At 69.4% G+C, this 21,902-nt stretch carries 19 protein-coding genes; 10 read left to right on the plus strand and 9 right to left on the minus strand.

Annotated features, from left to right (window positions below; translation table 11 throughout):
• The first annotated feature begins 95 nt into the window (after positions 1-95).
• The 3 genes from ACGFI6_RS11805 to ACGFI6_RS11815 all read left to right on the plus strand — a co-directional run bounded on the left by ACGFI6_RS11805 (position 96) and on the right by ACGFI6_RS11815 (position 3,872).
• Positions 96-1,730 (plus strand): hypothetical protein, encoded by a 1,635-nt coding sequence (locus ACGFI6_RS11805; protein WP_393117510.1) that lies wholly within the window; start codon positions 96-98, stop codon positions 1,728-1,730.
• A 34-nt stretch (positions 1,731-1,764) separates the two neighbouring features.
• Positions 1,765-3,540, plus strand: a complete 1,776-nt coding sequence (locus ACGFI6_RS11810; RefSeq protein WP_393117512.1) for an NHL domain-containing thioredoxin family protein — start codon at positions 1,765-1,767, stop codon at positions 3,538-3,540.
• A gap of 83 nt (positions 3,541-3,623) precedes the next feature.
• On the plus strand, positions 3,624-3,872 hold the full coding sequence (locus tag ACGFI6_RS11815; protein ID WP_393117514.1) for a DUF6458 family protein: 249 nt from the start codon (positions 3,624-3,626) through the stop codon (positions 3,870-3,872).
• Here ACGFI6_RS11815 and ACGFI6_RS11820 read toward each other — a convergent pair.
• From ACGFI6_RS11820 to ACGFI6_RS11840, 5 genes are all read right to left on the minus strand, one after another.
• Positions 3,862-4,635: a DUF4097 domain-containing protein gene (locus tag ACGFI6_RS11820; RefSeq protein WP_393117516.1), complete on the minus strand. Its 774-nt coding sequence runs from the start codon at positions 4,633-4,635 to the stop codon at positions 3,862-3,864. The two genes, ACGFI6_RS11815 and ACGFI6_RS11820, sit on opposite strands and share 11 nt — an antisense overlap.
• A 111-nt stretch (positions 4,636-4,746) precedes the next feature.
• Positions 4,747-5,988 carry a hypothetical protein gene (locus tag ACGFI6_RS11825; protein WP_393117518.1) on the minus strand — a complete coding sequence of 414 codons (1,242 nt, stop codon included), beginning with the start codon at positions 5,986-5,988 and terminating at the stop codon, positions 4,747-4,749.
• On the minus strand, positions 5,985-6,635 hold the full coding sequence (locus ACGFI6_RS11830; RefSeq protein WP_393117520.1) for a hypothetical protein: 651 nt from the start codon (positions 6,633-6,635) through the stop codon (positions 5,985-5,987). Before ACGFI6_RS11830 ends, ACGFI6_RS11825 begins: the two co-directional genes overlap by 4 nt.
• The gene (locus ACGFI6_RS11835; protein WP_393117522.1) at positions 6,632-7,861 is read right to left on the minus strand and encodes a hypothetical protein; all 1,230 of its coding nucleotides are present in this window, start codon (positions 7,859-7,861) and stop codon (positions 6,632-6,634) included. The genes ACGFI6_RS11830 and ACGFI6_RS11835 overlap by 4 nt, the downstream gene beginning before the upstream one ends.
• A 299-nt stretch (positions 7,862-8,160) precedes the next feature.
• A complete protein-coding gene (locus tag ACGFI6_RS11840; protein WP_393117524.1) occupies positions 8,161-10,029 on the minus strand; it encodes an acyl-CoA dehydrogenase in 1,869 nt (622 codons plus the stop codon).
• A gap of 85 nt (positions 10,030-10,114) precedes the next feature.
• Between ACGFI6_RS11840 and ACGFI6_RS11845 the strand changes: the two genes are divergently transcribed.
• Entirely contained in the window at positions 10,115-10,630 is a 516-nt protein-coding gene (locus tag ACGFI6_RS11845; protein WP_393117526.1) for a histidine phosphatase family protein, read from the plus strand.
• Here ACGFI6_RS11845 and ACGFI6_RS11850 read toward each other — a convergent pair.
• Positions 10,618-11,526 carry an endo-beta-N-acetylglucosaminidase H gene (locus tag ACGFI6_RS11850; protein WP_393117528.1) on the minus strand — a complete coding sequence of 303 codons (909 nt, stop codon included), beginning with the start codon at positions 11,524-11,526 and terminating at the stop codon, positions 10,618-10,620. The genes ACGFI6_RS11845 and ACGFI6_RS11850 overlap by 13 nt on opposite strands.
• Before the next feature lie 200 nt (positions 11,527-11,726).
• Between ACGFI6_RS11850 and ACGFI6_RS11855 the strand changes: the two genes are divergently transcribed.
• From ACGFI6_RS11855 to ACGFI6_RS11870, 4 genes are all read left to right on the plus strand, one after another.
• Complete coding sequence (locus tag ACGFI6_RS11855) at positions 11,727-12,878, plus strand: anhydro-N-acetylmuramic acid kinase (protein ID WP_393117529.1); 1,152 nt, start codon at positions 11,727-11,729, stop codon at positions 12,876-12,878.
• Positions 12,879-12,893: 15 nt separating this feature from the next.
• Positions 12,894-13,412, plus strand: a complete 519-nt coding sequence (locus ACGFI6_RS11860; protein ID WP_393117531.1) for an AAA family ATPase — start codon at positions 12,894-12,896, stop codon at positions 13,410-13,412.
• Between the two features lie 61 nt (positions 13,413-13,473).
• Positions 13,474-14,538 (plus strand): MerR family transcriptional regulator, encoded by a 1,065-nt coding sequence (locus ACGFI6_RS11865; protein ID WP_393117533.1) that lies wholly within the window; start codon positions 13,474-13,476, stop codon positions 14,536-14,538.
• A complete protein-coding gene (locus ACGFI6_RS11870) occupies positions 14,535-15,680 on the plus strand; it encodes an MFS transporter (protein WP_393117535.1) in 1,146 nt (381 codons plus the stop codon). Before ACGFI6_RS11865 ends, ACGFI6_RS11870 begins: the two co-directional genes overlap by 4 nt.
• Here ACGFI6_RS11870 and ACGFI6_RS11875 read toward each other — a convergent pair.
• A complete protein-coding gene (locus ACGFI6_RS11875) occupies positions 15,661-16,191 on the minus strand; it encodes a GNAT family N-acetyltransferase (protein ID WP_393117537.1) in 531 nt (176 codons plus the stop codon). The genes ACGFI6_RS11870 and ACGFI6_RS11875 overlap by 20 nt on opposite strands.
• 7 nt (positions 16,192-16,198) lie before the next feature.
• Between ACGFI6_RS11875 and ACGFI6_RS11880 the strand changes: the two genes are divergently transcribed.
• Both ACGFI6_RS11880 and ACGFI6_RS11885 read left to right on the plus strand, forming a co-directional pair.
• On the plus strand, positions 16,199-16,798 hold the full coding sequence (locus ACGFI6_RS11880; RefSeq protein WP_393117539.1) for a DJ-1/PfpI family protein: 600 nt from the start codon (positions 16,199-16,201) through the stop codon (positions 16,796-16,798).
• Entirely contained in the window at positions 16,795-17,271 is a 477-nt protein-coding gene (locus tag ACGFI6_RS11885; protein ID WP_393117541.1) for a MarR family winged helix-turn-helix transcriptional regulator, read from the plus strand. The genes ACGFI6_RS11880 and ACGFI6_RS11885 overlap by 4 nt, the downstream gene beginning before the upstream one ends.
• Here ACGFI6_RS11885 and ACGFI6_RS11890 read toward each other — a convergent pair.
• Both ACGFI6_RS11890 and ACGFI6_RS11895 read right to left on the minus strand, forming a co-directional pair.
• The gene (locus ACGFI6_RS11890; protein WP_393117543.1) at positions 17,249-19,726 is read right to left on the minus strand and encodes a polysaccharide lyase family 8 super-sandwich domain-containing protein; all 2,478 of its coding nucleotides are present in this window, start codon (positions 19,724-19,726) and stop codon (positions 17,249-17,251) included. The two genes, ACGFI6_RS11885 and ACGFI6_RS11890, sit on opposite strands and share 23 nt — an antisense overlap.
• A gap of 85 nt (positions 19,727-19,811) precedes the next feature.
• Complete coding sequence (locus ACGFI6_RS11895) at positions 19,812-21,890, minus strand: hypothetical protein (protein WP_393117544.1); 2,079 nt, start codon at positions 21,888-21,890, stop codon at positions 19,812-19,814.
• Between the last annotated feature and the right edge of the window lie 12 nt (positions 21,891-21,902).

Raw genomic sequence — 21,902 nt, forward strand, 5'->3', positions numbered from 1 at the left:
CCCGCCGAGCCGAAGGCGAGGCCGAAAGCACAGTTGTCCACAGGGCACGCGGTGGGGACTGCGGGGGAGTGGCTCCGGACGGTAATCTCACGGAGGTGACCAAGTCTCCTCGTGGACGGGACGGACGGCGCAGCCACTTGCGGCTCGTCGGTTCGGAGCCCGGCGAGCCCTACGCGCCGGTGGCGGGTGTCGATGTCGACACCACGCCGAGCCTCGCTGTGCTGGAGACCCTGCTGGAAACGCTTGCCCTCGACCTGGCCTCCGTGCCGGCCGCGCTGCACCCGGTGATCGCCGAGGCGTCCGTGGCGCGCTCGGCGGCGATGCTCGCCGACCAGCTGTGGCCGGCCGGGCGTCCGGACGAGATCGGAGAGGTGGAGCGGTTCTTCTGGGCCGACGCAGCCCGGGTGCTCGGTGAGCGCCGTGATCTGGAGTCCTTCGTGCTGCTCACCAGCCTGGCGCGGACGGTCGGTCCGGCCGGGCGGCTGCCGCTGCAGCGGGCCCACGTGTCCCGCCTGCGGACGCAGGACGAAGTGCCGGAGTGGGTTACGCGGATCGCCGGTTTCCGGCTGACCAGCGCGATCGTCTCCGAGGACATCACCGGCGACGGGCTGAGCGTCGTCCTGGACTACTACGACGAGCATCATCCGCACACCGTGGTGGTGTTCATCGACAACAACGTCGGCGCGATCATCAAGGACGTGTTCGTCGGCCCGCCGGTGGACCGCGTCCTGGAGGCGTACGAGCGCGGCGGCCGGGTGACCATCCGGACCGTGCGCCCGCCGATTGCGGCCGGGATCATCCTGCAGGCGCTCGGCGAGACCCGCGACTACGACGATCCGCCGGTCAGCGAGGACTTCGAGTTCTTCACCGGCCTGCTGGTGAACCGGCTGACCCAGATGCCGGAACGCCCGGTCCGCCCACCGATGCGGCCGCTGCTCTCCCCGCGGCAGCGCGAGCAGTTGGTGGAGGAGTTCCTCGAGTCACGGTTCGCCGTTGGCCTGCCCCACGATGCCCAGGACATCGTCCGGCTCTGGATCGACCACGCGGTCGACCACACCGTCGGCGGCCCGCTCCGGGTCAGCGGGGTGCTCGTCGAGCTGTTCCTGGCGCACTGGCTGCCCCGCAAGGTGCTTGCCGACAGCACCTACTTCGACGCGGTGCCGGCCGTGGTGAAGGCCTGGCTCGAGTTCGCCGGCGACCACACGCAGCTGCCGCTGGACACGATCGAGGAGGCCGTCGACGCCGTCGACGTCTGGCAGCCCGCGCTGGAGGCCACCGCGATGATCGACCCGGTCGGTACGAAGCCGGGCGAGCGGGTTTTCCTGGATGACAGCACCAACGACCTGGAAGACGCTTACCGCGCCCTGGCCGGTCTCGGGTCCCCGCCGCAACCGGACCTCAGCGGCCTCGACAACCACCAGGCCGCCACCCTCTCGGTGCTCGCCCCGCACGCCTGGCTGATGGCCGGCGAAACTCTCGGTACGGCGTACGCGCCGGACGCGTTCGACATCGCCGAACGCCTGGTCCGCGACGCCCCCGACCTGCTCGCCAAGGCCCGCCTCTCCACCTGGCCGCGCGCCATCGTCTGGCTGATCGCCCATCGCCACCGCCTGGTCGGCCCCGGCGAGACTCTCACTCCCTACACCCTCGCCACCGACCTCTCCTCCTCCCCGGCCACCCTCCGCAAAACCGCCAAACTCCTCACCGACACCCTGATCCTCCCGCGCTGACGCGTCCGGTTGAGCCAGGACGGACAATGGGGGCATGCATGTGCGTGCGCCTGAGTTGCGGGGTCGTGGGTGGTTGAACACCGGTGGGCGGGAGTTGGCGCTGGCCGACTTCCGGGGCCGTTTTTTGATGCTCGATTTTTGGACGTTTTGTTGTATCAACTGTCTGCATGTGCTGGATGAGTTGCGGCCGCTGGAGGAGAAGTACGGCGATGCGCTGGTGATTGTGGGGGTGCACTCGCCGAAGTTCGCGCATGAGGGCGAGGAGGCCGCCGTACGGTCCGCCGTCGAGCGGTACGAGGTGGGGCATCCGGTGCTGGACGACCCGGAGCTGATCACTTGGCAGAACTACACCGCACGCGCCTGGCCGACCCTCGTTCTGGTCGATCCGAACGGCTACATCGTCGCGCAGTACTCCGGTGAAGGGCATCTGCACGCGCTCGACGCGCTGCTGGCCGAGTTGGTGCCCCAGCACGAGGCCGCCGGTACGCTGACGCGCGGCAAGTCGCCGTACGTCGCTCCCGCTGCCGAGCCGACCGACCTACGCTTCCCAGCGAAGGTGGTTGCGCTCGACAACGGGTTCCTGGTCGCGGACGCCGGGAACCACAGCATCGTCGAGCTCGCCGCCGACGCGACCACCGTCGTACGGCGGATCGGGACCGGCGAGCGGGGCTTCATCGACGGCCTCGAGCCGCGCTTCTCCGAGCCGAACGGTCTGGTCGTGCTACCGGACGACGTGGCCGGCCAGGTCGGGTACGACGTGGTGGTCGCGGACACCGTCAACCACGCGCTGCGCGGGATCTCGTTGGGCACCGGTGAGGTGCGAACGTTGGTCGGCACGGGGAAGCAGTGGATGGACGGCGACGGCACCGACGTGCTGAGTTCGCCGTGGGACGTGGCCTGGTGGGGCGGCAAGGTGTGGATCGCGATGGCCGGCGTCCACCAGCTGTGGACGTTCGATCCGTTCAGCGGGGTGACAGCGGTTGCTGCGGGGACGACCAACGAAGGGCTCAAGGATGGTCCGCTCGACGAGGCCTGGTTCGCGCAGACGAGCGGGCTCGCGGCGGACGGTGAGCGGTTGTGGCTCGCGGACTCCGAGATCTCGGCGCTGCGATGGGTCGACGAGGCCGGCGTACACACCGCCGTCGGGACTGGCCTGTTCGACTTCGGGCTCCGGGACGGGAAGGCCGGCGAGGCATTGCTGCAGCACCCGCTCGGTGTGACGGCACTGCCGGACGGGTCGGTCGCGATCGCGGACACGTACAACGGTGCCGTCCGGCGGTACGACCCGGCGACCGAGAGCGTGGAGACGATGGCGACCGGGCTGGCCGAGCCGAGCGGTGCCGTTGTCGTAGGCAACGAGCTGGTGGTGGTCGAGTCGGCCGCGCACCGGTTGACGCGGATCCCGCTCGGTGCGTCGGCGACCGCGGACGAGTTCAGCACCCGTTCGCAGCGTCCTCCGATGGACATCGCCGCCGGCGAGGTGACCCTGGAGGTCGTGTTCACGCCACCGCCCGGCCAGAAACTCGATACCCGGTACGGCCCGTCGACCAGGCTCCTGGTCTCGTCCACTCCGGACAACCTGCTGCGCGAGGGGGCCGGTGATTCGACGGACCTCGTACGCCGCCTCGTGATCGACCCGCACGCCGGCTCCGGTGTCCTGCACGTCGCGGTCCAGGCCGCGTCCTGCGACGACTCCGCCGAGGTCGAGTTCCCCGCCTGCCACATGCACCGCCAGGACTGGGGCGTCCCCGTCACGGTCACCCCCGACGGTCCGGCACGCCTGCAACTGGTCCTGTCCGGCGCCAACTAGCTAGTGCCCCGCACTGGGAGTTTGGCGCTGGGGTACTGGGTGGGCGGATTCAGGTAGTCGCGCGCCGGAAAGGTAGGACGTCGATGAGTATCGGTGTGGGGATCTTTCTGATGGTGGTGGGCGCCATCCTGGCGTTCGCCGTTCGGGACAGCTGGGACGCGGTCAACCTGCAGGTCGTCGGCTACATCCTGCTGCTGGCCGGCGTGGCCGGCATCCTGCTGTCCTTCTACATCACCAACCGCCGTCGGCGGGTCGAGACGAACGCCATCGACCCGGCCGTCGAAGAGGAATACCGCGTGGTCGAAGAACACCACCGCGACGTCAATGAGTAGCGCGGAGCTCGATGTCGCCTGAGGTGGTGGTGGCGGTGACGGAGTGGGCGGCGGAGGAGTTGTTGCCCAGGGTGTTGTCGACCTCGCCGTGCTTGCTGTCGGTGGTGACCTTGTAGTCGCCGCCGGGAGCGGTGATCTCGATGTCGCCGCTGGTGCCCTTGACGTGGACGTCGTTCGCCTGGGCGAGGCCCAGCTCGATGTCGCCGGAGGTGGTCTCGACGTCGACCGCGCCGCCCTTCAGGTCCTTGCCCTCGATATCGCCGGAGTTCGCCTTGACGTCGAGCTTCCCGGCCAGGCCGTGGACGGACACGTCGCCGGAGGTCACGTCCAGGTTGACGTCCCCGGCGACGTCGCGGAGTTCGACCTTGCCGGAGCGGGACTTGGCGTCGATCCCGCCGACGCCGCTGACCTCGAGATCGCCGCTGCCGTTGTCGCCGGTGACCTTCGTGCCGCGCGGCACGGTGACCTCGTAGTCGGCGGAGCACTGCCAGCCGCAGTCGCCGGTGAGCTTCAGTACGCCGTTGTCCACCGAGTACGCGTCGCCGTGCTTGAAGAACCAGAACTTGCGCTTCTCCCGCACGCTCGCGTGGTCGTCGTCGGACACCTTGATCGTGATGTCGGAGTGGTCGGCGGCCAGCTGGACCGTGCTGATCTGGTCGTCGATCTTGTGTGTGTCGTCGGAGTCCCGGTCCCCGAACTGCCAGAACGCCAACCCGGCCGCCGCTACCAGCAGGATCACGCCGAGCTGCTTGTTCTCCGCCATCGTCCGCCTCTTCTCGAGCCCACCCACGCTGTCGCAACGACAGTAGGCTCGAAGGCAGTACTCCAGGATCCGGCAGGTCCCCCGACCAGTCCCTGAGCCCCTCTCAGGGATTCACCGACGCAGCTCGCCCCGTGACACGGCCGCGGCCAGGTCGTCGCCGGTGGTGCCGAAGAAGGTCCGGGCCCAGAGTGAGTCCTCGTACCAGTACGGGCCGTCCTTGCCGGGCAGGGACGCGGGCGCGGCACCGCGCTTGAGCGCCTGCCGGCACTCGTTGCAGAGCGGCAGCGTCAGCGTGGTGCCGTTCGACTCGACCTTCGTCGGCCGTGCGGACGAGCGCCCGTGCAGCGGGTTGAAGGCGCACAGTTCCGGTACGTCGGCGGCGCGCCGGCCCGCGGCGACCGCGACCGCGGCGTCGTACTCCCGGCGGCCCTTGTCGAGCAGCACCATCGCGCCGACCAGGTCGACGAGCTCCGGCGCGGAGGTGTCGAGGATCTTCGCCGCGGCCGCGTGATCGTCGAGCGCGGCCTGCTGGTGAACCAGCCCACCGCCCGCCGTCGTCGGCAACGCGGCGAGTTCCGAACCGAGGCTGGTGAGCTCGGCGTTGGTGTCGCGGGTCAGCTTCCGGCGCCGCTCGGCCGCCACCGTCGCGGCCACGTGCGGCGGAATCTGGAAGGTCTTCTCCCGCCGCGGTCCCGACCCCGAACCACGCGTCCGCCCGATCACCAGCCCGAGCCCGATCAGGACGACGAGCCCACCGACGATCGACAACGCCACGATCCAGCCATGGCCGCCGGAGTCGGAGTCTCCCCGGTCCGGCCGCGACGCCGATGTCGGCCGTGCGGACGTCTTCGGGATCCCGGGCTGAGCGAGCAGCTCGTACATCCGGGCCAGTACCTGGGTCGGTCCGGCGTCGTACCCGGTGTCGTCCAGCGCACGCTGGCGCGAGGCGTCCAGCTTCTCGTCGCTGAGCTGCGGTACGTCGCGCGCCTCGTACCACGGGAAGCGGCTGCCGCCGTCGACCACGACGAACAGGCCCGGCTTCTTCAGCGCGTCCATCACCAGCGTGAGGACGTTGCTCTCCTTGCCCTCGAACTCGTCGCTCGGCGTCAGCGGCAGGATGATCGTGAACACCGGGTACCCGAGCGCGTCCGAGCGCTTCTTGACGTCGGCGCGCAGGTTCGCCGGCAGGGCGGTCGCGTACGCCGGGTCGATGTACAGCGGGTCCTTGGTCAGCGCGGTCGCGATCTCGCGGGCCCGTTCCGCCGGGGTCCGCGTCGTACCGGCCTGCGCCGGTGCCGCGACCAGCAGCGTCAGTGCCGCGGCCAGGCACGTCAGGAGAATCCGGACCTTCACGCGCGTTCCTTCCGTCGTCGTGGGGTGGCGATCGCCGCCACGATCAGTACGATCCCGCCCAGGAAACCGCCGCCGATCAGGCCGACGACACTACCGGCGACGCCGTTCCCGATCGCGCTCCCGACGGTGAACTTCTCCTCCGGGTACTCCCGCGGCGGTCCGGGCGGCGGTGTCGGCGTCGTCCGCGCGGGCTCGGGCGTGCTGTGCTTCGTCTGCTCGACGCCGTCGAGGTACGCCGCGAGCTGCTTGCTGACCGAGTCGTCGCCGGTCCCGTACGTCCAGCTCGGCGCGTAGACAGCGAGCTGGTTCGCGACGCCGTACGTCCGGTCGCCGTCCGTCACGACGTACACGCCGGGCTTGCCGTTCGCAGCGGCCAGGCGGCCGGCCAGCAACTCGGCGTCGCCCTTCTCCGGGAACCATTCGCCGGTCGGTACGACGGCGACGAAGACCGGGACCTGCTGGCCGGAGATCACCTGCAGCGTCTCGGAGCGATCGACGACTGTGCTGAAGTCGGGGTCGACGTACAGCGGCTCGTGCGCCCAGGCGGCGACCGCGCCGGTGATCCGGGTGTCCGTCGGCGTGGCCGCGTGAGCGGTCCCGGTCAGCAGGAAAATTGTTGCTGCGAGCAACAGGACGAGTCGTCTCATCGCACGTCGTCCTTCCGGTTCGCGATCCGCTCGGGGAGGTCGTCGGACAGCGCGCCGAAACCGGTCGCGACCATCGGGCTGTCCTCCGGGTCGAGCGTCCAGTACGGCACCTGCTTGCGGTCGTGGCCGAGCACGCCGGACCTGGACGAGACCCGCAGGCCGCGCGGCGTCTTTCCCTGCCGGACGACGGTCGCGCACTGCTGGCAGGCCGGCACCTCGACGTCGTCCGCCCACTCGACCGTCGCCGTACCGGGATTGTGCCTCGGGTCGAAGAAGCACGGCGGCTGCAGGGCCGCGCCGGACGCGACCCGCTCAGCCTGCCGGGCCAGCACGAGAGCGCCGGCCGAGGCGAGCAGGTCCTCCGGCTGGTCCGCGCGCAGCGTCCGCGCCGCATCCAGCCGGCGGTACGCGTCGTCGCGCTGGTCCAGTTGCTCCGTCGTCCGGTTGCGACGCTTGTCGAGCCGTGCGACGGCGCGCTCGGCCGCCTTGATCTTGGCGGCGGCCTTGAGTTGCACGCCCTTGGTGTCGACCGGCTTCCTGTCCTTGACCGGTTGCTTCGTGCGCTTGGTGCCCCGCCGGTGCCGCAGCCCGATCACCAGCGTCAGCACGAGCCCGAGGAATCCGCCGATGCCCATGCCGATGTAGGCCGACCGGTCCTTCTTGTCGGTCACCGACAGACGGTGGTCGCGGGGCTTGTCGGGCGGCTCGAGGTCGCCGGCCGGGACCGGCGGCAGCGCGCGCCCGTCGAACGCGGTCGAGGCCTGCTGGATCGTCCGGACGATCGTCGGCGCCGGACGGTCCGTGACGATGTCGAGGCGCTGCTTGTCGTCGGCCTGGACACCGATCAGGTCACGGCCGTGCAGGCCACCCTGGCGGTAGAGCCCCGCGGTCGTCGACCAGTAGTCGTCGTTCGCAACCGCGAGGACGTACAGCCCCTGCTCGCCGATCCGGGCGTGCAGCAGCGTCGGCATGTTGTAGGCGTTCGTCTTCAGGTACGGCGTCCGCGGCACGATCGCGACGTACACCGGGATGCCCGCAGTGCGCATCGCGGCGCGGATCCGGTTCAGCTCGGTCGCCGGGATCGCCAGCCGTGGGTCGACCGACAGGTGGTCGGTCCGCCACGCGGTGGCGATCCGGTCGGGCAACTCGGGCGTGTCCGCCCGCGCCGGGAGGGCGGGAAGGAACGCGAGGGCCGCGAGCAGGGCGGTGAGAAATCGGAGGCGCATCGCGGACAGCGTACGACGACCGAGGGTGGACACATTCACACCGACGCAGACCATCCTCGCCCGGTTCCGCTCCGGAGTAGACGCGACCCTGGCCTGGACAGGGGAGACCAAGCCAGGGTCACGGTGTTTCAGGGCAGAAACGTTGCTACACCAACGCGCTCCGCAACAGGGCAGATCGCGGGGCAACCCGGGGCAGATCGGGCAAATCATGCCCCGAGGCTCTCGGCCCGGAGAGCCCCGAAGGGCCCGGGGCCTCCGGCTCGACCCGCGCAAGCGGCCGAGCCGGAGGGGTCATACCCTCAGAACGCGGACTCCGGGAGGTCCATCACGTCGAGGTCGGTGAGCTCGGCCTTGACCCGCTCGGCGCGGACCGACGGCATCGTGCTCCGGACGAACCACTGGGCCGCTGCGACCTTGCCTGTATAGAAGTCCTGGTCGGCGGGGGACAGCTCGCCGCCGAGCTTCTCCAGCGCGATCTCGGCCTGCCGGAGCATCAGCCACGAGCAGACCACGTCGCCGAGCACGAACAGCAGCCGCGAAGTGTTCAGGCCGACCTTGTAGACGTTCCGCGGGTCGCCGTTCTCGGCCTGCGGGTTGCTGGCCATCAGGGCCTGCCCCATGATGCCCAGGATCTTCTGCGTGTCCTCGAGGCCCTTGGCGAGCAGTCCGCGCTCCTCCTTGAGCCGGCCGTTGCCGGCCTCGGAGGCGACGAACGCCTGCACCTGCTCGGCGAGATGGCCGAGCGCCTTGCCCTGGTCCTTGATGATCTTGCGGAAGAACAGGTCCTGGCCCTGGATGGCGGTCGTGCCCTCGTAGAGGGTGTCGATCTTCGCGTCCCGGACGTACTGCTCGATCGGGTAGTCCTGCAGGAAGCCGGAGCCGCCGAACGTCTGCAGCGACTCGGTGCCGAGCAGCGTCCAGGACTTCTCCGAGCCGTAGCCCTTCACCAGCGGCAGCAGCAGGTCGTTGACGCCTTCGGCGAGCTTGTCGTGCTCACCGGCGTACCGCGCCTGCTCGGCACGGTCCTGGTACGTCGCGGTGAACAGCACGAGCGCCCGGAGCGCCTCGGCGTACGCCTTCTGCGTCAGCAGCGAGCGCCGTACGTCGGGGTGGTGGGTGATCGTGACGCGCGGCGCGTCCTTGGCCGGCTGCGTCAGGTCGGCGCCCTGCACCCGCTCCTTCGCGTACTCGAGCGCGTTCAGGTAGCCGGTGGACAGGGTGGCGATCGCCTTGGTGCCGACCATCATCCGGGCGTACTCGATCACCTGGAACATCTGCGCGATGCCGTCGTGCACCTCGCCGAGCAGCCAGCCCTTGGCCGGACCGCCGATGTTGGTGTCGCCGAAGGTGACCTCGCAGGTCGTGGAGACCTTGATGCCCATCTTCTTCTCGACGTTGGTGACGAAGGCGCCGTTGCGCTCCCCGGTCAGCTCGCCGGTCTCGAGGTCGAAGTGGTACTTCGGGACCACGAACAGGCTCAGGCCCTTCGTGCCCGGACCGCCGGCGCCCTCGATGCCCTGCGGACGCGCGAGCACCAGGTGGACGATGTTCTCGGTCATGTCGTGCTCGCCCGAGGTGATGAACCGCTTGACGCCCTCGATGTTCCACGAGCCGTCGTCCTGCAGCGTGGCCCTGGTCCGCCCGGCGCCGACGTCGGAGCCGGCGTCCGGCTCGGTCAGCACCATCGTCGCGCCCCAGCCGCGCTCGATGATGTGGTGCGCGATCTTCTGGTCGCGCTCGGTGCCGTTGCGCCAGAGCACGTGCGCGAAGTTCGGGCCGGCGGCGTACATGTGGACGGGCGGGTTCGCGCCCAGGACCAGCTCGGCGGCAGCCCAGCGCAGCGACGGCGGGGTCGGCTGACCGCCCAGCTCGGCGGGGAGCTCGAGCTTGAACCACTCGGCGTCCATGTAGGCGTGGTAGCTCTTCTTGAACGCCTCGGGCATCCGGACCTCATGGGCTGCCGCGTCGAAGACCGGTGGGTTCCGGTCAGCCTCCGCGAAGGACTCGGCCAGCTCGTGCTTGGCCAGCCGGTCGACCTCCGCGAGCACCTCACGGGCGGTGTCGACGTCCATCTCGGCGTACGGGCCCTGACCGAGCACGTCGGCACGGCCCAGCACCTCGAGCAGGTTGAACTCGATGTCCCGCAGATTCGACTTGTAATGACTCACAGAGATCCCCTAAGCAGTTTACTCACGAGTAACTTGAGTATATACCCGTCGGTAATAGAGGCAAAGTGAGATTGGGTGTGAGGTTATGAAGCTGATTTACGAGACGCACTCGACCACGGTGGACAACGAGCAGGGCTTCGCGACCGGCTGGCTGCCGGGGGAGCTGTCGGAGGAGGGGCGGCGACTGGCCGCGGAGATCGGGCCGCGCCGGCAGGATGTCGACGTGGTGTTCAGCTCCGACCTCCGGCGAGCCGTGCAGACCGTCGAGTTGTCCGGGCTGACTGTCCCGCACCTCCAGGACTGGCGCCTGCGCGAATGCAACTACGGCGAGCTGAACGGCGCCCCGGTGGACGCGCTCGCCCCCAGGATCGAGCGCGTCCGGACCCCGTTCCCGGGCGGTCAGTCGTACGCCGACGTGGTCGACCTGACCCGTTCCTTCCTGACCGACCTCAAACGGTCGTACGACGCCGCGACTGTCCTCGTGGTCGCCCACTCGGCCAACCGCTGGGCCCTCGACCATCTGCTCGGCAGCGGCCGCCCCCTGGAGGAACTGATCGAGTCGCCCTTCAACTGGCAGCCGGGCTGGACCTACGGGTTGTAGACCGTGGCGCTGCCGTAGAGCTTCTGAGTGAAGGCCGTCATGTACGACGACGTGTCGGACTCGGTGAGGTTGTAGGTGAGGAAGACGCCGTAGCCCTCGTCGACCGTGCGTTGGGCGAGGCTTGCGGTGGTCGACGAGCTGGTGGCGGTGTAGGAGATGGCAGCCGGGGAGAGGCGGGACTTCTCGCTCGGGCCGGCGGGCACGCCCCAGGTGCCGTAGTACGGGTTCCAGGCGTAGTTGAAGGTTTCCGCGATGCTCTGGCCGTTGTACGACAGGCGATCCGCCGCCGGGCCGATGTCGTACAGCGTGATGAGCTTGTTCGGGAGCTTGGCGCGGAGCGCCTGGACCAGGTAGACGAACGAGAAGTCGTTCGGCTGGCCGGTGCCGTTGTTGCCGTACTCCGCGTACTCGTCGTCGAAGTCGATGCCGTCCAGACCGTACTGGTTGACCGCGTCCGCGAGCTGCTGCGCGAACGCGTCGGCGGCCGCCTGGTTCGGGAAGTTCGCGAAGCCGGCGCCCTGATGGTTGCCGAGGATCGACAGCAGGACCTTGATGCCCTTCTGCTGCAGCGGGCGGACCTGGGTGGCGACGTTGTTCAGGACGTTGGTCACCTGGTCGTTGAAGAACAGGTACGCGTTCGAGCCGTCGTAGTTGATGTTCGCCGCGAAGATCACCGCGACGTCGATCACCTGCGCGCCGCCGTTCGCCAAGGTGTACTTGCCGGCGCTCAGCATGCTGTGGTCGTTGACCTCGACGTACGCGACGGTGACCGGCCCGGTCTTCTGCGCGCGGCGGCACTTACGGGCGGCCTCGGCAGGCAGCGTGGCGCCGGTGGCTGTGACGGTGGCCGCGGCAGTGCCGGCGGCCAGAGCAGACAACAGGGTCCTTCGCTTCATGAGCAGATCGACTCCTCGTCAAAGGTGGGCGGAGTTGCTATATCGGTTAAGTAGCCCTCACCACCTGTCTGGCTGTGCGTGCAGACGGCGGAGATAAACCGGTATAGCGTCACCGATCATCAATCGGCGATCACCGGCTGTCAAGACCCCCGGCCTGATGACCGAGACTGGGGGTTGCGACCGCCACCGACGGGAGTGACATGCGAGTGATCGGGCTGATGTCCGGGACGTCGTACGACGCGATCGATGCTGCCGCAGCGGATCTGCGGCTGGACGGGGACCAGTTGGTGCTGACACCGCTGGGGATGCTGAGTCAGCCGTACCCGGACGATCTTCGGGCTGCGGTCGCGTCCGCGCTGCCGCCGGCGCCGACGTCGGCCGAAGAGGTGTGCAAGCTCGACACCGGGATCGGGCAGGCGTTCGCGACGGTCGCCCGGCAGGCCGTCGAGCAGCTGTGCGGTGGGTACGCGGACCTGATCGTGTCGCACGGGCAGACGATGTTCCACTGGGTCGACAACGGGGTGGCGCGCGGGACGCTGCAGCTCGGGCAGCCGGCCTGGATCGCGGAGGCCACCGGCGTACCGGTTGTGTCGGATCTGCAGGCGCGGGACGTGGCGGCCGGTGGGCAGGGTGCGCCGCTCGTCAGCATCGTCGACGTGCTGTGGTTGCGCGGGCGTCCGGGCGTACCGGTGGCGCTGAATCTAGGTGGGATCGCGAACATCACCGTCGTGCACGGCGATCCGGTCGCGTTCGACACCGGGCCGGCGAACGCGCTGATCGATGCCGTGGTGACGGAGTTGACCGGGCACGCGTTCGACGCGGACGGCGTGATGGCCGCGCGTGGGCAGGTGCACGAGGAGCTGCTCACGCGGCTGCTGGCCGAGCCGTACTATCAGCGCCCGGCGCCGAAGTCGACGGGCAAGGAGCTGTTCAACCTCGCGTACGTCGCGCATGCGATGGAGGGGCTGCCCGTGATCCCGGCCGAGGACCTGGTCGCGACCGTGACCACGCTGACGGCGCGGACGGTGGCTGATGCCGTACGCCGGTACGGCGGGACCGAGGTGGTGGCCTCGGGCGGCGGGATCCGCAACCCGGTCCTGATGCACCTGCTCGCGGACGAGCTCGACGTACCGGTCCGGACCACCGATGAGCTGGGCATGCCGGCGGCGGCCAAGGAGGCGTACGCGTTTGCCGTCCTCGGCTTCCTGACCGTTCACGGACTCGGCGGCACGGTCCCTAGTTGCACCGGCGCAGGCCACTCCAGCGTCCTCGGTTCGGTCACCCCAGGACCCAGCGGACTCCCCACAGTTCCCGGCGAAGCACGACCTCCCGTGCGCCTCTCAGTCGAATGACCGCACACTAGAGCTGTGACGAGGTTGTTCGTGGTGACCGGGGCGCCCGGTTCAGGGAAGTCGACGGTTGTGCCGGAGCTGGTACGGCTCAGCCCCGGCAATCTGGTCGTGATGGACATGGACGAGCTGCTGGACGACAACGGCCGGCTGCTCGGGATCAGCATCGCGAGTCCGACGGCGGCGCCGATCTGGCCGGCGTACAACGCGCTGTGGCTGCGGATCACCGAGCTGATCCGGCGCTCGGGGATCCCGGTACTGCTGTTGTCGCCGCTGCTGCCGACCGAGCTGCCCGAGGGCCGCTGGCTGCACCTGGACTGTCCGGACGCGGTACGGCGCAAGCGGCTCGCGGCCCGTGGCTGGATCGAGGCGCAGATCCAGGACGCGCTCGCGGACGCGGCGGAGATCCGCAAACACGTCCCGCGCTCCGTGCGCGGCGACGTACCACCGGAACGCTCCGCCAAGGGCATCCTGGACTGGATCCGCGGCGAACGCTTCGGCAAAACCCTCAACCTCTGGGGCCGAATCCGCGGCTGACCCTCCAGATGCGGGGGCTGTGGGTTGACCTTCGAGTTGGTGCAGGGGGGAGGGTCGCGGGATGACGATCAGTGAGTTTGCGCGGCTGGTGGGGCTGGCGCCGAGTGCGTTGCGGTTCTACGACGACTGTGGGCTGCTTCCACCTGCCGAGGTCGACGCGACCAATGGCTACCGGTACTACGACGCGTCGCAGGCGGATCGGGCGCGGTTGCTTCGCGACCTGCGAGAGATCGACCTGCCGCTCCCGGATGTTCGGCTCGCGCTGGACGCGCCGGCCGCCGAGGTTGCCGAGCTGGTCCGCGCACACCTTCGTACGTTGGAGGCCAAGTCCACCGCGACCCGGGAAGCCGCGACCCGGCTGCTCACCCAGCTCCTCTCGCAGCGGACGACTGCGGTTCTTGGCGGGCCCGAATTCGCGAGTGCGGTCCGGCAGGTCGCGCCGACCGCTGCTCCGACCGACGAGTACCCGGGGCTGGACTGTGTGCTGATCGAGCTGTCGCCCGAGGAGATCACGTTCGTGGCGACCGACCGCTACCGGCTGGCGGTGCGGACCGTACGGCCGGTGGAGTTCGCCGGCGCCACCGGACGGGTCCTCGCACCCGCCGCGGACCTGATGGCCTTGAGCCGGTGGATCGCGGCCGGAGACGTCGTACGGGTGGAGGTGGACGGAGGGCTGGTGCTCGCGCGGGAGGATGAGGCCCGGGCGCTTCCGGTCTCCGATGCCGAGTACGAGGCCCGGGCGCTTCCGGTCTCCGATGCCGAGTACCCGGCGTACCAGCAGATCCTCGAGGGGCTGGCGCCGCCGGTGTGCCGCGTGGTCGTCGATCGGGTGGCGCTACTCGGCGCGCTCGTCGGGCGCGAGGTGGTCGTCCTGGACCTCGAGTCCGACGCGCTACGCATCGTCGACGTACCTCCAGGATCAGGCGACGAGGTGCGGCTGGACGCGATCGGGTCCGGTACGGCACGGGTCGGATTCACCGCGAGCATGCTGGCCGCGGCGCTGGAGGCGAGCGTCGGTCCGGACGTACTGCTCGAGATCTGCGAGCCGGCCCGGCCGGTCGTCGTACGGTCGGCGGATCAGGGTACGTTCACGACGCTCGTGATGCCCGTCCGGCTGGATGGGTGAACCGGACCTACTACGGCTGGCTGGCAGGCTCCACTCTCTCGGTACTCGGCGACACGGCGCTGTACTTTGCGCTCGGATGGGCCGCGACAGGCATCGGTCCGCAGGTCGCCGCGCTCGTACTGACCGGGTTCACCCTGCCGCGCGCCGTACTGCTCCTGCTCGGCGGTGTGCTCGGCGACCGCATCGGCCCGCGCCGCTTGCTGCTCGCCTGCACCGCGATCGTCGGCGCTTGCTGCTTCCTGCTGGCGCTGGTGGTCGGCATCCGCGGTGTGTCCGCGGGTCTGTTGCTCGCCACGTCGATCACGGTGGGGACTGTCGACGCGTTCGCCCTGCCCGCGGCCGGTGTGCTCGCGCGGCTGTTCGTACCGGACGATCAGTTGCCCAGGGCAATGGCCATGCAGACCTCTGCGTCGCAGGTGATGCGGTTGGCTGGCGGCCCGTTCAGCGGTGTGCTGGTTGCGACGGTTGGGTTGGTCGGGGCGCTTGTGCTCGACGGGTTGACATTCGCGGTGCAGTTCTTCGTGCTGCTGATCCTCAGGCCGCCGTACGACGTCCCGCCGCAGAGCGAGCGCCCGTCGATGGTACGTGCTGCGCTGGACGGGCTGCGGGTCGCGATCGGTGATCCAGTACTGCGGATGGTCCTGGGGGTGGTCGCACTCGTCGCCGCGTTCGTCCTGCCGGTGACGTCGTTGTGCGTGCCGCTCCTCGCCCGATCGCACGCCTGGACAGCGGGCCAGGCCGGCTTTGTTGTTGCAGGCAACGTCTGCGGGAGCCTGTTGGTGACTGTCCTGGTCGCTCGGTTCGGGACGTTCGCCCGCGCCGGCCTGGCGGGCGGAGTCGGGTGTCTCCTCGGTGCAGTGGGGATCGCGGGCCTCGCACTGGCGCCATCAGTCCCAGCCGCCGTCGGGGCGACTCTCGTACAAGGCTTGGGCGTCGGCCTCTTCGCGTCACACCTTGCGCCGGTGTTCGTCCGCAGTACTCCACGATCACACCTGACCCGCCTGCAGTCGCTCTTGTCCCTCGTACAGACCGTGCCGTTGATCGCCTCGACCAATCTGCTCGCGACACTCGACGTACGCCACGCCCTCGCGGTGGCCGCCGCCGCGACCGCGCTCGCCGGGGTCAGCCTGCTGAGGCTTTGAAGTCGATCTCGAACGTCGGGTAGTCAGGCTGCGGACACGGCTGGCCGTGGTACCCGAGGGCCTCGTAGAACGGGGCCGAGCGCTCGTGGTGCGCCTGCCATTCGAGGTACCGCACGCGGATCGACGCCCACTCGACCGCACCGTCCATCAAGGCCCGCCCGATGCCGGCGCCGCGCCGCTCCGGAATCACGTACAGGTCGTGCAACCGCCCGTGATGCCGCGCCCCACCCCGCAGATGCGTCCCGTAGTCCTGCACCGCGGCATACCCCACCAGCCCGCCGTCGTCGTACCCCAACACCACCCACCGCGGATCCCCCACCAACTCCGCAAAGAACCCCCGACTCTCCGCCTCCGAAAACGCCGTCCCGAACCCCTCCACCAACGGCCAAAACTCCCGCCAATCCTCCAACGTCACCGCACGCACGCCCATCCCCACACCCTCGCACCCCCAACCCTCACGAGCACCTGGATTTGCACACCTCTTGACAACATGTTGCCGAAATGACAGCATGTTGTCTATGAAGACGGCATACGTGGCGGTGTACGAGACGTTGGCGGACTGGGAGATTGGGCATCTTCTTGTGGAGTTGCGGACGGGGCGGTTTACCGGGGTGCCTTGGCGGGTGGTGACGGTGGGGGAGTCGTTGGAGCCGTTGACGACCATGGGTGGGATGCGGGTGGTGCCGGACGTGACGATCGGCGAGGTGGAGCCGGTGGCGGGCGACCTGCTCGTGCTTGCGGGGTCTGGACAGTGGGATGCCGGAGGTGGCGAGGCGTTCGCGAAGCTGGCGGGGCGGTTCCTGGACGACGGCGTACCGGTGGCGGCGATCTGCGGTGCGACGGCGGGGCTGGCGCGGGCCGGGCTGCTCGACGAGCGTGACCACACCAGCGCCGCGAAGGAGTATCTGCAGGCGACCGGCTATCAGGGTTCGGGTCGGTACGTCGATGCGCGCGCGGTCGTCGGCGGCGATCTGATCACCGCGGGGCCGGACTCGCCGGTGCAGTTCGCGCGGGCGGTGCTGGAGCGGCTCGGACTCGCGGACGAGCGGAAGCTGGAGGCGTACGAGGGCGTGTTCCACCGTGCCGACCCGGCCGCGTACGCGACCCTGGTGGGATGACTGTTCCACCGCGGGAGGAGTGGCCGAAGCCCGGGCGGCAGTCGGAAGGTGGTGCGCTGTTGACGGACGTCGTCCTCGCCACCTTCCGGCTGAACGCGCGGCTGATGGAGGCCGCGCAGGGTCTGGCGGCGAACGGCGGGCTGACCGCCGCGTGGTGGCAGGTGCTCGGTGGCGTCCTCGACCAGCCGCGGTCGGTCGCGGACGTCGGTCGGATCATGGGCGTGAGCCGGCAGGGCGTGCAGCGGATCGCGGACCTGCTCGTCGAGCGCGGGCTGGCCGAGTACCGGCCGAATCCGGCGCACCGCCGCGCCAAGCTGCTCGCGTGCACGGAGGCTGGGTACTACGCGATCCGCCAGATCGCGGTCGCGCAGCACCCCTGGACCTCCGAGCTCGCGAAGACCGTCGACCTCGACGAGCTCCGGACGACGCTCAGCACGATGCAGGCCCTGATCACCAAGCTGGAAGAAGCTTGACCTGCAGACTCGCCCCGTTCGTGTGCCGGGTCCTGAACGTCAGCCGCGTGCCGACCGCCGTGCGCGTCACCCGAACCCCGTCGACCGGAGCCGCGGTCTTCAAGTACTGCGCCCACAGGTTGACGGTGATGCTGTCGCGCTGCGTCGTCGGATCGGACACCGCAACCTGTATGTCGGCAGCCTGGCGCTGGACGAGCACCGACGCCGGTCCGTCCACGCTCAGCCCGGGCAGGTGATGCAGGCCGCGGGTGAAGGTGTTGGCGGCGGTCAGGCGCAGGCCGAGATGCTGAATCGCCTGCAGGGCAACGGTGTTCGAGAGCACCACGACGCGCCCGTGCTGGTACGACTTCAGCGCGGATTCCGTTGCGTTGGGCACCAATGCGTACGCGAGTGAATGCTTCCTGCCGGCCGGCTGCTTGTGCGTGAGTGCGAAGACCTGCTTGGTGACAGCCGTGTCCGGGTTCGACGTACGGACCACTCGACGGCTCCGCGTCACCGTCTCCACCTGTGCGGACACGTCTGCCGCCTGCAGCAAGTAGTAGCCGACAGCAACGGTTCCGTCGGAGTACCGGAACCATCGCGACGACCTGGAGACGTTCACCGGCGCCGTGGCGGCCGCGATGCGAGTGTCCAGCGTCGTCGTCACGGCGCGGGTCGCGTCGCCGACACCTGCGGCGAGTACGACGATCTCGTCGTCGAGCAGGAACCAGGACTTGGTCGCCGACGCGTTCTTGTACACCACGAAGTCGTCGGGCAGGTCCTTGCGCGACGCGTACGCGAAGTCGTCGGACTGCACCCAGCCCACCGCGCCGTACGCGTCGAGCGTCGCGCCGCCGGAATGCGCATTGGTACCGACCGGGAAGTACACGTACGTGTTCTGCGACTCCGATGATGCGGTGAAACCTGCATCGACGTTGTCGTAGTACGCCGTCCCGTACAGCTCCGGCACCGACTTGCGGGTCTCGACCGGCGCGGTCACCCCACCCAGCGCGTACGGCGACACCGTGGTGAAGTAGTCGATGCCGAACGCCTGCGTCTGGTCCTGACCGGACAGATACAGGTAGTGCGCGCCGTCGCCCTGGAACCACGGCAGCAGGTTCTCGCCGCTCATGTACTCGTACTTGCTGATCCGCTGCGAGTTGCGTGCCAGTGCGAACGCGTACCCCGGACGGCGGTGCACGGTCCGGTCCATCGCGTTGAACGCCGTACTGAGCGCTGCCGGGTTGAGATCGGCCGGCACGATCGACGCGTCCGCCTTGAGGTCCGCGAACCGGCCGATGCTGACCGGGGAGACGAAGCTGTTCGGGTTGATCGTCGGCTGTGCGGTGAACTTCGCGAACGACTTCAGCCGGGCCGCGTCCGCGCCGGTCGCGTAGTCGGCCAGGTCGACGATCGCCTCCACGATCACCGCGACGTCGGCGTACCCGGTTCCGGTCCGCGAGACCGCGCGGCCCTTGACGATCTCCATCATCCAGCCCTCGAAGATCAGCGGCGCGAACCCGTGCTCGACCCAGCCCTGTACGACGCCGACCAGGTCGTCGCTCTGCGCGTACTCCGTTCCGGACAGCACCTTGATGGTCTGCACGACCCGGCTGAGCAGGCCTTTCCCGTACGAGCCGGTGTACGCGACCGACGCGTGCTGGATGAACGACCCGTCCGCGTAGTACCCGTCCGTGACGCCGTGCTGCAGGTTGTACGGATCGACGGTTGCGAACACCGTGAACTGGTCCTGCAGCGCCTTGCGGATCCGCGCGTCGTCGGTCAGCAGTGCGCCCTGCAGGACGCGGTTCGCGGTGATGTCGACGAGGTTCGCGCCGGTGTGGAAGCGCGAGTCGAGGTCGACGTCGCCGTCCTTGCCGTTGCGCAGGTACGCGTCCATCGCGGCGACGTACGGCGTGATCAGCTCGGCCGGTGCGTCGATCAGCGCGAGGGTCTTCGACACGTACGTCGAGATGCCGATCTCCCAGGTGAACCAGTTGCCGTAGTACCCCTTCGACTGGTCGCCGTAGTAGTTGTCGTACAACCACTGCAGCCCGGTCGCGATGCGGTCCCGTACGGCCGCGACCTGGAGGTCCGACGCGGGGCCGGGGCGGCGGTAGGCGAGCGCGATCTCGTACAGGTGCTGGTACGACGCGCTCAGGTTCGGATCGCTGGTGCCGAGCGGGACGCCGGCGAACAGTTCGCCGGTGCCCGCCTTGTCCAGGGCGGCCAGCCAGGTACGGGCGGTCTGGTCGATCGCGGCGACCTTCGCCGCGACCTCGGGCCGCACGTTGGACTCCGCCGTACCGGCGTAGATCGCGATCGCGTTGGCGAGGAGTTGGCCGGGCTCGGCGGTGCCGGTCGCCCCGACGGCGGCGCCGGTGGTGGCCGCGCGCGCGGCCGGGGCCGGATTGACCGCGGTCAGCAGAGCGGTGGCGGGAACGAACGACAGCAGGCGGCGACGGGTGAGATGCACTGGTACTCCCGGGCGGACGGGAAATCCTGACCCCGGGAGTCAATCAGTCGGAACTATCTTTCGACAAGCGTTTACCGCTGACTAGTCAGGCACCGCCGGCGCCGACCAGCTGCGGATCGATCGACAGCACCTGGACCGCCTTGCCGGCCGCCTTCGCCGGGATCACCAGCGCGACCTGGTGCAGATAGTCCTGGTGCAGGGTCTGCGTGTACTTGACCATGCTGCTGAACGCGGTCGCCTCGCCGCTCGTCCAGTACGCGTTCGAGCCCGGCTCGACGCGCTGCAGGTACTGCTCGGTGAGCGTGAGGAACACCAGTGCGTCACCGGTTGCCATGGTGAAGGCGAGTGGGGTCCCGGACGGCTGGAAGGTGTCGGTGACGCTCGCGATGTACGGCTCGGCAGTGTCGGTGACCTTCGACTTCGCGCGCAGCTCGACCAGCTTGGACAGGCCGGGCGACGGCGTGAAGACGGCCGCCTGCGGGGCCTTCGGGCCGCCGGTGAGGTACGCCGCGAGGTCCTTGGCGACCGCTGCGGGCTGGGCGCGGAGCTTGTTCAGGTCGGCGGTGTCCGGGGTTCGGAGGCCCTCGACGGACGGTACGGTGACCGACTTCGTCGGGTAGACCGAGTGGGTGAGGAGCCACGGGCTGCCCGCGCTCGCCCGCTGCCAGACGCCGAGCTGCCGGCTCGCCGGGTCGTCCGAGACGCCGGAGCTGACCACGAACCGCATCGGGTACGAGGTGAACTGCGGCGCGCCGATCTCCGGGTCGGTGTAGCTGAACGGCTTCGACACCTGCTTGCCGGCGGCGTCGAGCTTCCGGCCGATCACGAAGCCCGCCTGGGTCTGGGTGAGCGTCGGCGTGCCCTCGATGGTGGCGGCGAGCTTGGCGTCGCGGGTCTGGTTCGCCTGGTTGTTGACCTGGTTGTAGCGCTGGACGACCGCCTGGGCGTCGGCGAGGGTGACGGCCGGGCGGCTGTCGGGCACGCTCAAGCTGTTCTTCGGCGGCATCAGCCCGCAGCTCGTCGCCGTCAGCAGCAGAGCCCCGCTGGCCAGCAACGCGGCAGTCTTGCGCACCGCCTCATCACTTTTGACAAACTCGGGAGACTCAGCCAAAGGCACAATCTCCTCCGTCTTCACCGCAGTCGAGGCGTTGGTCTCAGGGGCTTCGTACGTGGGCTCGTCGTGTCGTGCCTCGGAGCGGTGCGGAGCGCCGGCGCCGATCAGCACCGGAGACTTCGCACGGGCAACGGCGGCCGCCGACATGAACACCGGCGCCGCCGGCACCGCAACCCCCGCCGCCGGCACCGCAACCGCGGCCGGCGCGACCGGAGCCGCCTGCACGGGAGCCGCCTGCACCGGCGTCGGCTCGACGGGGGCGTCCTCCTCGCGCTCTTGATTTGTCAGGGGAGCGAAGGGGCTTACTCGGTCGGGGGCGAAGGGAGAGACGCGGTACGCCGGGGCGTAGTCCTGTTCGTTGCGGTCCGCAGGAGCGGCCGACACCAGCACGGGGATCCGGGTGCTGGTGAGGACCGGGATCTCAGTGGTGTCCAGGATCGCGGCCGGCACCCGCCGGCGGCGCAGCATCAGCGCCAGCCCGAGCGCGAGCACCAGCACGCCGGCACCGAGCACCAGCAGGCAGATGCCGAACAGGCGGTGCACCTGGATGCCGAACGTGACCCGTGCGCCGACAGCCGGCGAACCGTCGGCGTTCATCACGACGACGTCGTACCGGCCGTCCTGCACCGGCCAGCTGATCGACTGCGCGCCGGTCGCGGACTGCGCGACCCACCAGTCCAGCTCGCCGGGCGGCGTCAGCTTCTTGTCTCCGCCGCGCAGGTCCTGCGTCCCGAACGTGGCAGGAGGGTCGAAGCTGACCACCCGGGTGTGCGCGACGCCGGACAGGTAGTCGCGGACGTCCAGGTCCTGCGCGACGCCGATGAACAGCGGCTTGTCGCCGGACGCACTGACGTGCAGCGTCGGACCGTGCCGATCGAGCAGCGCCGGCGCGCTGACGACCGCGAGACCCGTACTGGCGAGTTGGCGGCTGGGCGTGGAGATCGTGTTGTCCGGGCCGACCAGCCAGAACGCGGCGGCGGCTCCGGCGACGGTGGCCACGGAACCTGCCACTGCCAGCAGCAGGCCGAGGACGATGCGGGCGAAACGCATGAAGAGGCTCCC

This window comes from Kribbella sp. NPDC048928 (assembly GCF_043197975.1).
Taxonomy (GTDB): domain Bacteria; phylum Actinomycetota; class Actinomycetes; order Propionibacteriales; family Kribbellaceae; genus Kribbella.